Origin of the sequence: Pectobacterium wasabiae CFBP 3304 (assembly GCF_001742185.1) — a bacterium.
GTDB lineage: Bacteria > Pseudomonadota > Gammaproteobacteria > Enterobacterales > Enterobacteriaceae > Pectobacterium > Pectobacterium wasabiae.
In genome coordinates this window covers 2,876,584-2,891,412 of sequence record NZ_CP015750.1, presented here as the reverse complement: position 1 = coordinate 2,891,412, position 14,829 = coordinate 2,876,584, and the positions used below count along the sequence as shown (strand labels likewise).

The window sequence follows — 14,829 nt, the reverse complement described above, 5'->3', positions numbered from 1 at the left end:
GTAGTATGGCGAACGGTGATCCCAGCCAACGGCAAAACAGACTCACTACAGCCGAAAAGTAATGGTATTATCGCCCATTCGGCTACTCCTTAACTTTTGATAATGACCAGAAGGTCATATACCCTAGCGCAGCTCTAAGTATGATGGGTATAAACTGATGAGAGAAGAAACGCACTGTGATGCTGTCAAATTTTAAACGCAATAAATACCAACAGCACCTTGCACAACTGCCCAGAATTCCTCAGAACGCAGATGATGTTCAGACGTTGCATTCGCCTGAACTTTTCCGCACGACGCTAATCAACGCCATTTTAAGTGCGAAAAAGCGCGTCTATATCGTGGCGTTATATCTTGAGCGTGATGATGGCGGTATCGGCATTCTATCCGCAATTTATGAAGCCAAACGGCAGTGCCCAGAACTGGACGTCCGCGTTCTGGTAGACTGGCATCGTGCTCAGCGTGGCAGGATCGGCGCGGTGGCGGAAAATACCAATGCCGATTGGTATTGCGATATGGCGAAAAAACACCCAGATACGCATTTCCCTATCTATGGCATTCCTGTCAACACACGCGAAGCACTGGGCGTGCTGCACCTGAAAGGGTTTATTGTCGATGATACTGTCATCTACAGCGGTGCCAGCTTGAATGATGTTTACCTGCATCAGCATCAAAAATACCGTTATGACCGCTATCAGCTAATTCATAACTCAGTATTGGCTGAGACGATGGTGCAATATATCCAGACCATGCTGTCGGCCCCGGCAGTACAGCGATTAGATCATACCGATCGCCCGAAGAGTCTGGAGATCAAAAATGATATCAAGCAATTCCGTCAGGCGTTACGTACCGCCAATTATCTGGCACCGGAACATCGCGCAGATGCAAGCGAGTTAACCGTCACACCATTGGTCGGGCTAGGAAAGCAAAGCCCACTGAATAAGACCATACATCACCTGATGTACTGCGCCGATGAAAATTTGGTTATCTGTACCCCGTATTTCAACCTGCCCGCGCTGCTGGTCAGAAATATCATCCGACTATTGCGGGACGGCAAAAAAGTAGAAATTATTATCGGCGATAAAACCGCTAACGATTTCTATATTCCAGCAGACCAGCCTTTCAAAATCATCGGTGCATTGCCATATCTCTACGAGATAAACCTGCGCCGTTTCCTGAGTCGTCTGGAACGTTACATTGAGAATCAGCAGCTTGTTGTACGGCTATGGAAAGACGGTGATAACAGCTTCCACCTGAAAGGCATGTGGGTGGATGATAAGTGGCAGCTACTGACAGGGAACAACCTTAACCCCCGCGCATGGCGCTTGGATCTGGAAAATGCCATTCTGATTCACGATCCTCAGCAAGTGCTGTTGCAACAACGTCTGGGTGAGCTGGACACGATAAGAACACACACCCACGTTGTAAGCAGCTATATGGAGCTGGAGAGCATCGCGCAATATCCCGTGAAAGTCCGCAAGCTGATACGGCGTCTGCGCCGTATTCGGATAGACCGGCTCATCAGTCGTATTCTCTAAAACTCGCGCTATACTTTGAAAAACCTCGGCTTCCGAGGTTTTTTATTATCATGGGGAAAGCTATGCGCATACTGTGTATCGCCGCAATCATTTGCTGTTCTGGATGTAGCCATATCGCGCAAGATCGCTGGACAGGGCAGGATAAAGCTCAACACTTTCTCGCCTCAGCCGCCATCAGCGCAGCCGGGTATGAATATGGCACTCATCAGCGCTGGAGTGCAGACCGTAGCGGAGGATTCGGTATTATGTTAGCAATCAGCGTAGGCATGGCAAAAGAGCTTTATGACAGTCGGGAAGGTGGAACGGGATGGAGCTGGCAAGATCTTGTTTGGGATATAGCCGGTGCAACCACCGGCTATGCGTTATGGCAATTATCTGAAAACTAGAGCTTCATCCCTTTGCCTCTACGATGCAGCGTTAACGACACAATAAACGCAACCGCTCCCATCACTGATACGTACCAGAAGAAAGCCGTTTCCATACCAAAAGATTTCAGCGAAAGCGCAACATACTCAGCAGATCCGCCGAACAACGCATTAGCCACCGCATAAGATAAACCTACGCCTAAGGCACGGACTTCGGGCGGGAACATTTCTGCTTTTAAAATACCGCTAATCGACGTGTAGAAGCTGACAATAACCAGAGATAACATCACTAACGAGAAAGCAAGGACAGGACTCGTTACACTCTGTAGAACCGTTAAAATGGGAACCGTCAGTAGTGCCGCAAACCCGCCGAAGCAGAGCATTGAACTACGACGGCCAATTTTATCCGACATTGCACCAAAGAAGGGTTGCAGCAGCATAAAGATAAATAGTGCAAGGGTCATTAGGCCGCTAGCCGTTTTCGCATGCATCCCTGCCGTATTCACCAGATACTTTTGCATATAAGTGGTGAACGTATAAAAAGCTAAAGAACCACCGGCCGTAAACCCCAGTACGGTAATAAAAGCGCGACGATGTTTCCACAAACCTGCCAGCGAACCCGCATCTTTATGCGCGCGAGTCGTTTTATCCGATGTTTCATTCAGCGAACGGCGTAAATAAAGCGCCACGATCGCCAAAACAGCACCGAGAGCAAAAGGAATACGCCATCCCCACGCACGTAAATCTTCATCGCTCAGAATCTGCTGCAATATTACAACCACTAACAGCGCCAACAATTGACCGCCAATCAGCGTGACATACTGGAAAGAAGCATAGAATCCTTTTCTTCCCTCAACAGCAACTTCACTCATATACGTTGCGCTGGTGCCATATTCCCCACCGACAGAAAGCCCCTGAAATAAACGGGCTAATAACAGTAAAAACGGTGCCCAGGTGCCAATACTTTCATACCCCGGTAGACAGGCAATAACCAGAGATCCAAAGCACATCATGCAAACCGAAATTAGCATTGAATTTTTACGACCATGCTTGTCAGCAATATAACCGAAAAGCCAACCGCCTATCGGTCTCATTAAAAAGCCTGCTGCAAAAACCCCTGCGGTTTGTAGTAATTGAGTTGTGGTATTTCCCGAAGGGAAAAAGATGTGGGCGAAATAGATTGAGCAAAAGGAATAAACATAAAAATCAAACCACTCAACTAAATTACCCGATGAAGCGCCAACGATAGCTCGGATACGCTGGCGCGTATCTTTCGCATTTTCTGTTAGATCGGTCATCTTATTTTATTCTCCTATTTTTCTGGGCATAAAACGATGCCCGCTATAGTAAAGCAGTACTTAAACCCTGAGGCAAAAAGTTCCTGATTGTAATAATTTATTAATGCAGCGACATAACTCCACGACATTATTGTATTTAGCTGGAATATGGATAAATGAATCGTTAATAAACAATACGTTAATTATTTATTGGACAGCGAAGAAGATAAACAGAGGTTTTATTTAGGTAATAAAGAAGGAGCTAGTACGCTAAAATAGAAACAAAAAAGGCCATCCCTAATAGGATGGCCTTTTTCTTAATTGAAACCTGGCAGTTCCCTACTCTCACATGGGGAAGCCCCACACTACCATCGGCGCTACGGCGTTTCACTTCTGAGTTCGGCATGGGGTCAGGTGGGACCACCGCGCTATCGCCGCCAGGTAAATTCTTTTTAAACCGAACATTAACCCAAAACACTGGTGCTGATACCCAGAGTCGAACTGGGGACCTCACCCTTACCAAGGGTGCGCTCTACCAACTGAGCCATATCAGCGCACCTGTATAATTTGATGCCTGGCAGTTCCCTACTCTCACATGGGGAAGCCCCACACTACCATCGGCGCTACGGCGTTTCACTTCTGAGTTCGGCATGGGGTCAGGTGGGACCACCGCGCTATCGCCGCCAGGCAGATTCTGTTTCATCCCAACCGTTATGCTTTACTCTTTTGTATCGCACAACCATCAGAACCAATCTTTGAACAAGCTGAATATCGTTTTATATGAGTCTTTCATCACACCAAAACACCTTCGGTGTTGTAAGGTTAAGCCTCTCGGGTCATTAGTACTGGTTAGCTCAACGTATCGCTACGCTTACACACCCAGCCTATCTACGTCGTCGTCTTCAACGGCCCTTCAGGGGCATCTAGTGCCCAGGGAAGACTCATCTCGAGGCAAGTTTCCCGCTTAGATGCTTTCAGCGGTTATCTCTTCCGCACTTAGCTACCGGGCAATGCAATTGGCATCACAACCCGTACACCAGTGGTGCGTTCACTCCGGTCCTCTCGTACTAGGAGCAACCCCTCTCAATCTTCCAACGCCCACGGCAGATAGGGACCGAACTGTCTCACGACGTTCTAAACCCAGCTCGCGTACCACTTTAAATGGCGAACAGCCATACCCTTGGGACCTACTTCAGCCCCAGGATGTGATGAGCCGACATCGAGGTGCCAAACACCGCCGTCGATATGAACTCTTGGGCGGTATCAGCCTGTTATCCCCGGAGTACCTTTTATCCGTTGAGCGATGGCCCTTCCATTCAGAACCACCGGATCACTAAGACCTGCTTTCGCACCTGCTCGAGCTGTCACTCTCGCAGTCAAGCTAGCTTATGCCTTTGCACTAACCTCCTGATGTCCGACCAGGATTAGCTAACCTTCGTGCTCCTCCGTTACGCTTTGGGAGGAGACCGCCCCAGTCAAACTACCCACCAGACACTGTCCGCAACCCGGATTACGGGCCTACGTTAGAACATCAAACATTAAAGGGTGGTATTTCAAGGTTGGCTCCATGCAGACTGGCGTCCACACTTCAAAGCCTCCCACCTATCCTACACATCAAGGCTCAAGGTTCAGTGTCAAGCTATAGTAAAGGTTCACGGGGTCTTTCCGTCTTGCCGCGGGTACACTGCATCTTCACAGCGAGTTCAATTTCACTGAGTCTCGGGTGGAGACAGCCTGGCCATCATTACGCCATTCGTGCAGGTCGGAACTTACCCGACAAGGAATTTCGCTACCTTAGGACCGTTATAGTTACGGCCGCCGTTTACCGGGGCTTCGATCAAGAGCTTCGCCTTGCGGCTGACCCCATCAATTAACCTTCCGGCACCGGGCAGGCGTCACACCGTATACGTCCACTTTCGTGTTTGCACAGTGCTGTGTTTTTATTAAACAGTTGCAGCCAGCTGGTATCTGCGACTGGCTTCAGCTCCATCCGCAAGGGACTTCACCTACGCGCCAGCGTGCCTTCTCCCGAAGTTACGGCACCATTTTGCCTAGTTCCTTCACCCGAGTTCTCTCAAGCGCCTGAGTATTCTCTACCTGACCACCTGTGTCGGTTTGGGGTACGATTTGATGTTACCTGGAGCTTAGAGGCTTTTCCTGGAAGCGTAGCATTGGTTACTTCATCACCGTAGTGACTCGTCATCACGCCTCAGTGTTAACGATGACCCGGATTTACCTAAGTCACCCACCTTCACGCTTAAACCGGGACAACCGTCGCCCGGATAACCTAGCTTTCTCCGTCCCCCCTTCGCAGTAACACCGAGTACAGGAATATTAACCTGTTTCCCATCGACTACGCTTTTCAGCCTCGCCTTAGGGGTCGACTCACCCTGCCCCGATTAACGTTGGACAGGAACCCTTGGTCTTCCGGCGTGCGGGTTTTTCACCCGCATTATCGTTACTTATGTCAGCATTCGCACTTCTGATACCTCCAGCAGCCCTCACAGGCCACCTTCGACGGCTTACAGAACGCTCCCCTACCCAACAACACCTAAGTGTCGCTGCCGCAGCTTCGGTGCATGGTTTAGCCCCGTTACATCTTCCGCGCAGGCCGACTCGACCAGTGAGCTATTACGCTTTCTTTAAATGATGGCTGCTTCTAAGCCAACATCCTGGCTGTCTGTGCCTTCCCACATCGTTTCCCACTTAACCATGACTTTGGGACCTTAGCTGGCGGTCTGGGTTGTTTCCCTCTTCACGACGAACGTTAGCACCCGCCGTGTGTCTCCCGTGATAACATTCTTCGGTATTCGTAGTTTGCATCGGGTTGGTAAGTCGGGATGACCCCCTAGCCGAAACAGTGCTCTACCCCCGAAGATGAGTTCACGAGGCGCTACCTAAATAGCTTTCGGGGAGAACCAGCTATCTCCCGGTTTGATTGGCCTTTCACCCCCAGCCACAAGTCATCCGCTAATTTTTCAACATTAGTCGGTTCGGTCCTCCAGTTAGTGTTACCCAACCTTCAACCTGCCCATGGCTAGATCACCGGGTTTCGGGTCTATACCCTGCAACTTAACGCCCAGTTAAGACTCGGTTTCCCTGCGGCTCCCCTATACGGTTAACCTTGCTACAGAATATAAGTCGCTGACCCATTATACAAAAGGTACGCAGTCACCTAACAAGTAGGCTCCCACTGCTTGTACGTACACGGTTTCAGGTTCTATTTCACTCCCCTCGCCGGGGTTCTTTTCGCCTTTCCCTCACGGTACTGGTTCACTATCGGTCAGTCAGGAGTATTTAGCCTTGGAGGATGGTCCCCCCATATTCAGACAGGATGTCACGTGTCCCGCCCTACTCATCGAACTCACAACTTGTGCATTTTTGTGTACGGGACTATCACCCTTTACTGTGCGACTTTCCAGACGCTTCCACTAACACACAAACTGATTCAGGTTCTGGGCTCCTCCCCGTTCGCTCGCCGCTACTAGGGGAATCTCGGTTGATTTCTTTTCCTCGGGGTACTGAGATGTTTCAGTTCCCCCGGTTCGCCTCATGACACTATGTATTCATGTCATGATAATGTGTCGAAACACATTGGGTTTCCCCATTCGGGTATCGTCGGGTATAACGCTTCATATCAGCTTACCGACGCTTATCGCAGATTAGCACGCCCTTCATCGCCTCTGACTGCCTAGGCATCCACCGTGTACGCTTAGTCGCTTAACCTCACAACCCGAAGATGTTTCTTTCGATTCACCATCGCGCTGCGATTATTTGAGAGACTCATTGACAGACTGATGCATCACGACCTACCCGAAGGCAGTCCTGTATGTTCAGCTGTCATGTTTCAATTTTCAGCTTGTTCCAGATTGTTAAAGAGCAATATCGTAAACATGACTCCGAAGAATCATCTTTAAGATATTCGGTGATAATGTCTTTCACTCATTATCGGATTGGCGTCCCCAAGGGGATTCGAACCCCTGTTACAGCCGTGAAAGGGCAGTGTCCTAGGCCTCTAGACGATGGGGACACGATAAATCCGTACCGAATCAGAAATCCGGTACTATCGCGTCAGCATGAGTCTACACTCATGACATCAACAGGTGCGCTTGCTCAGTATTTTCATCAGACAATCTGTGTGAGCACTTCACTCAACACACATCTTTTTGGTAAGGAGGTGATCCAACCGCAGGTTCCCCTACGGTTACCTTGTTACGACTTCACCCCAGTCATGAATCACAAAGTGGTAAGCGCCCTCCCGAAGGTTAAGCTACCTACTTCTTTTGCAACCCACTCCCATGGTGTGACGGGCGGTGTGTACAAGGCCCGGGAACGTATTCACCGTAGCATTCTGATCTACGATTACTAGCGATTCCGACTTCATGGAGTCGAGTTGCAGACTCCAATCCGGACTACGACGTACTTTATGAGGTCCGCTTGCTCTCGCGAGGTCGCTTCTCTTTGTATACGCCATTGTAGCACGTGTGTAGCCCTACTCGTAAGGGCCATGATGACTTGACGTCATCCCCACCTTCCTCCGGTTTATCACCGGCAGTCTCCTTTGAGTTCCCGACATTACTCGCTGGCAACAAAGGATAAGGGTTGCGCTCGTTGCGGGACTTAACCCAACATTTCACAACACGAGCTGACGACAGCCATGCAGCACCTGTCTCACAGTTCCCGAAGGCACTAAGGTATCTCTACCGAATTCTGTGGATGTCAAGAGTAGGTAAGGTTCTTCGCGTTGCATCGAATTAAACCACATGCTCCACCGCTTGTGCGGGCCCCCGTCAATTCATTTGAGTTTTAACCTTGCGGCCGTACTCCCCAGGCGGTCGACTTAACGCGTTAGCTCCGGAAGCCACGCCTCAAGGGCACAACCTCCAAGTCGACATCGTTTACAGCGTGGACTACCAGGGTATCTAATCCTGTTTGCTCCCCACGCTTTCGCACCTGAGCGTCAGTCTTTGTCCAGGGGGCCGCCTTCGCCACCGGTATTCCTCCAGATCTCTACGCATTTCACCGCTACACCTGGAATTCTACCCCCCTCTACAAGACTCTAGCCTGTCAGTTTTGAATGCAGTTCCCAGGTTAAGCCCGGGGATTTCACATCCAACTTAACAGACCGCCTGCGTGCGCTTTACGCCCAGTCATTCCGATTAACGCTTGCACCCTCCGTATTACCGCGGCTGCTGGCACGGAGTTAGCCGGTGCTTCTTCTGCGGGTAACGTCAATCAATAAGGTTATTAACCTTACTGCCTTCCTCCCCGCTGAAAGTGCTTTACAACCCGAAGGCCTTCTTCACACACGCGGCATGGCTGCATCAGGCTTGCGCCCATTGTGCAATATTCCCCACTGCTGCCTCCCGTAGGAGTCTGGACCGTGTCTCAGTTCCAGTGTGGCTGGTCATCCTCTCAGACCAGCTAGGGATCGTCGCCTAGGTGAGCCATTACCTCACCTACTAGCTAATCCCATCTGGGCACATCCGATGGCAAGAGGCCCGAAGGTCCCCCTCTTTGGTCCGAAGACGTTATGCGGTATTAGCTACCGTTTCCAGTAGTTATCCCCCTCCATCAGGCAGTTTCCCAGACATTACTCACCCGTCCGCCGCTCGTCACCCAGAGAGCAAGCTCTCCTGTGCTACCGCTCGACTTGCATGTGTTAGGCCTGCCGCCAGCGTTCAATCTGAGCCATGATCAAACTCTTCAATTTAAGATTTGTTTGATTTGCTGAACTCGTCAGCGATGCTCAAAGAATTAGTTACTGTTCATTCGTAATGAATTTACTGTTGTTCACTCTTCAAGACTTTTTATATCGTTAAGATACGGTCTTGTGAGTGCCCACACAGATTGTCTGATTATATTGTTAAAGAGCAGTGCGTTGCGGTGTTATCTGCTTCGCGAGGTGGCGTATGTTACGCTTATCACCTTCAGAGTCAACGTTTATTTTAAAGCGTTTTCTCTTTCTTTATCGACCCGGTTGTGAGTCACAGCGCCGTGTCGATGGAGGCGCATTATAGGGACTTATCTGCTGCTGACAAGCGCTAAATGCAAATTATTTCCCAAGCGTTCAAAAACAAGACAGGAAAGAGCATTTAGAACATTCCCCATACAAAATATGAATATAATATGAGCTTGAGATATAAAGACGGGGGACATTCATTCGCAAATGCCCCCCGTTAATGACTTACCATTTCACATTATTTCTGTCGTGCGACTATCTGTTCGCCTTCAACATCTAATGTGATCGGTTTACCGGGTATCAATTTCCCCCCAGTATCTGCTGAGCGAGTGGATTCTCTATCAGTTGCTGTATCGCTCTTTTAAGCGGACGCGCACCATAAACAGGATCAAACCCGACCTCTCCGAGCATATCTAAAGCAGAATCCGCGATCGTGACGCTATATCCACGCTCTTCAAGACGCTTGTACAGTCTCTGGAGCTGAATTTGTGCGATCGACGTAATATGCGCCCTTCCCAGTGGATGGAATACGACGACTTCATCGATACGGTTAATAAACTCAGGACGGAAGCTATGGCTAACGACGTCAAGAACCATATCTCTCATTTCGGTATAGCTGCGCTCACCGAAACGTTCCTGAATAAGGTCAGATCCCAGGTTTGACGTCATGATAACGACAGTATTACGAAAATCGACCGTTCGCCCCTGACCATCAGTAAGACGACCATCATCCAATACTTGAAGCAAGATATTGAATACATCAGGGTGTGCCTTTTCGATCTCATCCAGCAAGATGACCGAATAAGGACGACGACGTACCGCTTCTGTCAGATATCCACCTTCTTCGTAACCGACATATCCAGGAGGCGCACCGACCAAACGTGAAACCGAGTGTTTCTCCATAAACTCAGACATATCGATACGGACCATCGCATCATCACTGTCGAAGAGGAAAGTCGCCAACGTTTTGCAAAGTTCCGTTTTCCCAACGCCTGTCGGTCCGAGGAACAGGAACGACCCAATCGGACGGTTAGGGTCAGATAACCCCGCCCGACTACGACGGATAGAATTCGCAACGGCTTCTACGGCTTCGTTCTGCCCAATCACCCGCCGATGCAGTTCATCTTCCATTCGCAATAATTTTTCTTTCTCGCTTTCCAACATGCGGGAAACGGGAATTCCAGTCCAACGCGCCAGCACATCAGCGATTTCAGCATCAGTAACGCGATTACGCAGCAAATGAACCGTTTTTCCTTCTTGTTGTGTTGCTGCAGCTAACTGTTTTTCCAGCTCAGGGATTTTGCCGTATTGCAGTTCAGACATTCTCCCCAAGTCTCCCTGGCGTCGAGCCTGTTCCAGCACAATTTTCGCTTGCTCTAAAGAAGCCTTAATATTCTGCGTTCCCGTGAGTGACGCTTTTTCTGCTTTCCACTCTTCATCTTGTTGGGAATATTCACGCTCTTTTTGGTCAAGCTCCGCGCTCAGCAATTCAAGCCGCTTCTGGCTAGCTTCATCAGATTCCTTTTTCAGCGCTTGTTGCTCCAGCTTTAACTGGATGATTCGGCGCTCAAGCCGATCAAGGGGCTCTGGTTTTGAATCAATCTGAATACGAATGCTGGATGCCGCTTCATCAATCAGGTCAATGGCTTTATCCGGCAACTGACGATCCGCAATATAACGATGGGATAACATTGCCGCCGCAACAATCGCTGGGTCAGTGATTTGTACGTGATGGTGCAATTCATAGCGCTCTTTCAGCCCGCGTAGAATCGCAATAGTGTCTTCAACAGTAGGTTCCGCAACAAACACCTTTTGGAAACGACGCTCAAGCGCGGCATCCTTTTCAATATACTGCCGATACTCATCCAGAGTCGTTGCACCGACACAATGCAGTTCACCACGCGCCAGCGCAGGTTTTAACATATTGCCGGCATCCATCGCGCCATCGGCTTTACCCGCACCAACCATCGTATGGAGTTCATCAATAAACAGAATGACGTTGCCTTCCTGTTTGGACAGATCGTTGAGCACGCCTTTCAAACGTTCTTCAAACTCACCGCGATATTTCGCACCAGCCACCAGCGCACCCATATCCAGGGAAAGTACGCGTTTGTTTTTCAAGCCTTCAGGCACTTCGCCATTAACGATACGCTGGGCTAACCCTTCCACTATCGCGGTTTTACCCACGCCAGGCTCACCGATTAATACTGGGTTATTTTTGGTTCGACGTTGTAAAACCTGAATAGTACGGCGAATCTCTTCATCACGTCCGATAACCGGGTCGAGCTTGCCTTGTTCTGCACGTTCTGTGAGATCAATCGTGAATTTTTTTAATGCCTGGCGCTGATCTTCAGCCCCCTGATCGTTCACTTGCTCCCCTCCTCTCACTTGATCAATCGCGTTTGTGACACCTTGCTGCGTGACACCCGCCTTTTTCAATATATCCCCCAGCGTGCCGCGAGACTCCAGAGCAGCAAGCACGAAAAGTTCCGAGGAAATAAAGGTATCACCACGCTTTTGCGCGAGTTTGTCACACATATTCAATGCGCGGACTAACTCGTTAGAAGGTTGGACATCACCATCAGTGCCTTCAACCTGCGGCAAACGCGTGATTGCCTGGTCGATTTCAGCTTTCAGGTGATTAAGATTGGCTCCTGCGACAGTCAGAAGTGGACCAACAGTTCCTCCGTCCTGATGAAGCAAAGCGCTCATCAAATGAAGTGATTCAATAAACTGGTGATCGCGCCCAAGGGCAAGAGACTGGGCATCGGCAAGAGCAAGTTGGAATTTGTTGGTAAGACGATCCAGACGCATAACACCTCCCGTACACTGGTCAAAATTGCTACTGGAGATTAAATGAGGTCATCCCTCAAAAATTTCAAGGTTATTTTGCCAGTCGTGACGGGATTTAAACGTTACTTGTCTTGGATCGCCTTAATTCAATAGGTTATATCAGCCAGATTAAACTTGCCATGCGGCCAGTCACGCCATCGCGCCGATAAGAGAAAAATTTGTGAGGCTCGCTCACAGTACAGGAATTTCCACCAAAAATTTGCGTGATCCCTGCGGCGCGTAAACACAAACTTGCCAGTTGATAGATATCGGCAAAAAATTTGTTTCCTTCAGGCCTAAATGCAGAGGCCGCTGCCGCATCATGCTGAATAAATGCGTCTCTAACTTCTGGGCCGACCTCAAAGGCTTTAGGCCCGATAGCGGGTCCCAGCCACGCCATAATTTGCGCGGGTTTAGCTCGGAAACAAGCTAACGTTTCTTCCAGCACACCCGCGTGTAATCCCCGCCAACCAGCATGTGCAGCAGCCACTTCACCGCCGTTGACTGCACAAAAAAGCACCGGCAAACAGTCAGCCGTCATCACCGCACAAACCTGACCTTTCTTATCCGTATAAGCAGCATCACCGCAAACAACCGATGGCAAAGCCTCACCGATACGAATCACATCAGTACCATGAACCTGTTCCAACCAATGTGGCATGGCAGGAAGCTCTGCCAGCGCCACCAGCGTTTGCCGATTTTCGGTGACGTATGCGGGTTCATCACCCACATGATTCCCCAAATTCAGCGAATCATAAGGTGCCGCGCTACGTCCGCCAACACGCGTCGTACTACAAGATTTCACACTTTCTGGCAAAGGCCAGTCGGGGTATATCAGCATAGTCCGTCACCTCTATAAATCAGCATTGATCAAATTGAATGTATTACCAGTCGAGTTGATCCTTAAACGCTTCAGTATCGGCTTTCAGCGCCTCAATCAGATCGACCATATCCTGCGGTAATGCCGCATGCCATTCCATTTGGATTCCGGTAATAGGATGGTAGAAGCGTAGCATCGTAGCGTGCAGAGCCTGACGATCGAACCCACGCAGCGTCTCAATGAAATCATCCGACGAGCCTTTTGGCGGACGAGGGCGGCCGCCGTATAACTGATCGCCAACCAGTGGGTGGTTAATGTGTGACATATGCACACGAATCTGGTGGGTGCGTCCCGTTTCCAACCGCAGTCGTAAGCGGGTATGCGCGCGGAAATGTTCCATGATGCGGTAATGCGTGACTGCCGGCTTGCCCATCGGGTGCACCGCCATGTGAGTACGCTTAGTTGCGTGACGGGCGATAGGTTGCTCGACCATGCCGCCTGCCGTCATCGAACCAATCGCGACGGCCTCATACTCACGAGTGATTTCGCGTGCCTGCAACGCCTCAACGAGACGCGTCTGTGCCGGCACGGTTTTCGCGACGACCATGAGCCCGGTAGTATCTTTATCAAGCCGATGCACAATCCCGGCGCGGGGCACATCGACAATCTCAGGATAATGATGTAACAAAGCATTCAATACCGTGCCATCTGGATTACCGGCACCAGGGTGAACCACCAGATCTCTGGGTTTGTTAATAACCAGAATATCCTGATCTTCGTACACGATATCCAACTTGATATCCTGTGCTTCCCAGCGTGCTTCTTCTTCAATCAATGCATCAATGGCTACCGATTCGCCGCCAAGTACTTTCTCTTTTGGCTTATTGATGACATTGCCGTTAATCTGTACCCGATTCTCAAGAATCCACTCTTTTATGCGGGATCGTGAATAATCAGGGAACAATTCGGCCAAAGCCTGATCTAAACGTTGTCCGAGTTGAGATTCGGCCACCGTTGCGGTGAGTTGTACTTGTTGTGCCATATTATGCAGCTTCTTCGTTAACGTTGGGTTTTGACGGCGACGCCGTTTAAAATAATGTACTATTGTAGCTGGTCTAAATCGGGAGCTTCACGGACAGCCTCCCGGAATAACATTCTGAGGATAATCAAAACGTCATGACGCGTATGAAATATCTGGTGGCTGCCGCCACGTTGAGCCTGGCGCTGGCTGGCTGCTCCGGCAATTCCAAAGATGCGGTTCCTGATAGTCCGCCATCTGAAATCTATGCCAATGCTCAACAAAAACTGCAGGACGGCAACTTTAAAGCAGCCATCACGCAGTTGGAAGCACTGGATAACCGATATCCCTTTGGCCCCTATTCGCAGCAAGTACAGTTGGATTTGATCTACGCCTACTACAAATCCGCAGAACTGCCATTGGCCCAAGCTTCTATTGACCGCTTCCTGCGGCTCAACCCGACCCATCCAAACGTGGATTATGTCCTGTACATGCGCGGTCTGACCGACATGGCGCTGGATGATAGTGCGTTACAAGGCTTCTTCGGGGTCGATCGTTCCGATCGCGACCCGCAGTATGCCCGCACCGCATTCCGGGATTTCAGCAAGCTCATTCAGGGATATCCGAACAGCCAATACGCCACCGACGCAAACAAGCGTTTGGTTTACCTCAAAGAGCGTCTGGCCAAGTATGAACTTTCTGTCGCGCAATACTACACGAAACGCGGCGCTTATGTGGCAGTAGTTAATCGCGTTGAGCAAATGCTGCGTGATTACCCTGATACCCAGGCAACAAAAAATGCCCTGCCGTTGATGGAAAGCGCCTACCGCGAACTACAACTGGCCGCACAGGCGGACAAAGTCGCAAAAGTGATTGCCGCTAACCCGGCATAAACGATCGGTGACACCCAATAATGAGACGGCAGCTTCGGTTGCCGTTTTTTTATGGGTTCTATCAGTTCGTTATACGTCGATGAGCAGTAAAAACAGGGTTGGCGGGAATCAACAGCAGCGCGGTAAC

At 49.8% G+C, this 14,829-nt stretch carries 6 protein-coding genes, 2 tRNA genes, 4 rRNA genes and 1 pseudogene; 3 read left to right on the top strand and 10 right to left on the bottom strand.

The features are described 5' to 3' along the window. Positions 1 to 179 precede the first annotated feature (179 nt). Positions 180 to 1,535, top strand: a complete 1,356-nt coding sequence (gene pssA, locus A7983_RS13135) for a CDP-diacylglycerol--serine O-phosphatidyltransferase (protein ID WP_005975624.1) — start codon at positions 180 to 182, stop codon at positions 1,533 to 1,535. Positions 1,536 to 1,597: 62 nt separating this feature from the next. Continuing rightward, the gene (locus A7983_RS13130; RefSeq protein WP_039477759.1) at positions 1,598 to 1,921 is read left to right on the top strand and encodes a YfiM family lipoprotein; all 324 of its coding nucleotides are present in this window, start codon (positions 1,598 to 1,600) and stop codon (positions 1,919 to 1,921) included. On the opposite strand, the gene A7983_RS13125 is transcribed toward A7983_RS13130, so the two are convergent. From A7983_RS13125 to rluD, 10 genes and pseudogenes are all read right to left on the bottom strand, one after another. Beyond that, positions 1,918 to 3,198, bottom strand: a complete 1,281-nt coding sequence (locus tag A7983_RS13125; protein ID WP_005975620.1) for an MFS transporter — start codon at positions 3,196 to 3,198, stop codon at positions 1,918 to 1,920. The genes A7983_RS13130 and A7983_RS13125 overlap by 4 nt on opposite strands. Positions 3,199 to 3,503: 305 nt before the next feature. Further along, positions 3,504 to 3,619: ribosomal RNA gene (gene rrf, locus A7983_RS13120) — 5S ribosomal RNA — on the bottom strand. Positions 3,620 to 3,655: 36 nt separating this feature from the next. Beyond that, a tRNA-Thr gene (locus A7983_RS13115) sits at positions 3,656 to 3,731 on the bottom strand. An 18-nt stretch (positions 3,732 to 3,749) separates the two neighbouring features. Beyond that, positions 3,750 to 3,865: ribosomal RNA gene (gene rrf, locus A7983_RS13110) — 5S ribosomal RNA — on the bottom strand. A gap of 130 nt (positions 3,866 to 3,995) precedes the next feature. Further along, positions 3,996 to 6,903, bottom strand: a 23S ribosomal RNA gene (locus A7983_RS13105). Between the two features lie 228 nt (positions 6,904 to 7,131). Beyond that, positions 7,132 to 7,207, bottom strand: a tRNA-Glu gene (locus A7983_RS13100). Between the two features lie 140 nt (positions 7,208 to 7,347). Continuing rightward, positions 7,348 to 8,890: ribosomal RNA gene (locus tag A7983_RS13095) — 16S ribosomal RNA — on the bottom strand. Together the 16S, 23S and 5S rRNA genes with 2 tRNA genes alongside form the textbook arrangement of a ribosomal RNA operon. A 487-nt stretch (positions 8,891 to 9,377) precedes the next feature. Next, positions 9,378 to 11,953 (bottom strand): annotated as a pseudogene (clpB, locus tag A7983_RS13090) (ATP-dependent chaperone ClpB). A 133-nt stretch (positions 11,954 to 12,086) separates the two neighbouring features. Beyond that, positions 12,087 to 12,812 carry a purine nucleoside phosphorylase YfiH gene (gene yfiH / locus A7983_RS13085; protein WP_005970346.1) on the bottom strand — a complete coding sequence of 242 codons (726 nt, stop codon included), beginning with the start codon at positions 12,810 to 12,812 and terminating at the stop codon, positions 12,087 to 12,089. Between the two features lie 43 nt (positions 12,813 to 12,855). Beyond that, entirely contained in the window at positions 12,856 to 13,833 is a 978-nt protein-coding gene (rluD, locus tag A7983_RS13080; protein ID WP_005970347.1) for a 23S rRNA pseudouridine(1911/1915/1917) synthase RluD, read from the bottom strand. A gap of 134 nt (positions 13,834 to 13,967) precedes the next feature. On the opposite strand from rluD, the gene bamD reads away from it, so the two are divergent. After that, complete coding sequence (gene bamD / locus A7983_RS13075) at positions 13,968 to 14,702, top strand: outer membrane protein assembly factor BamD (protein WP_005970348.1); 735 nt, start codon at positions 13,968 to 13,970, stop codon at positions 14,700 to 14,702. The last annotated feature ends 127 nt before the right edge of the window (positions 14,703 to 14,829 follow it).

What these genes read in the sequence shown, in the direction of transcription:
- pssA (WP_005975624.1), top strand. Translation starts at nt 180, where the DNA reads ATGCTGTCAAATTTTAAACGCAATAAATACCAACAGCACCTTGCACAA.
- A7983_RS13130 (WP_039477759.1), top strand. Translation starts at nt 1,598, where the DNA reads ATGCGCATACTGTGTATCGCCGCAATCATTTGCTGTTCTGGATGTAGC.
- A7983_RS13125 (WP_005975620.1), bottom strand. Translation starts at nt 3,198, where the DNA reads ATGACCGATCTAACAGAAAATGCGAAAGATACGCGCCAGCGTATCCGA.
- yfiH (WP_005970346.1), bottom strand. Translation starts at nt 12,812, where the DNA reads ATGCTGATATACCCCGACTGGCCTTTGCCAGAAAGTGTGAAATCTTGT.
- rluD (WP_005970347.1), bottom strand. Translation starts at nt 13,833, where the DNA reads ATGGCACAACAAGTACAACTCACCGCAACGGTGGCCGAATCTCAACTC.
- bamD (WP_005970348.1), top strand. Translation starts at nt 13,968, where the DNA reads ATGACGCGTATGAAATATCTGGTGGCTGCCGCCACGTTGAGCCTGGCG.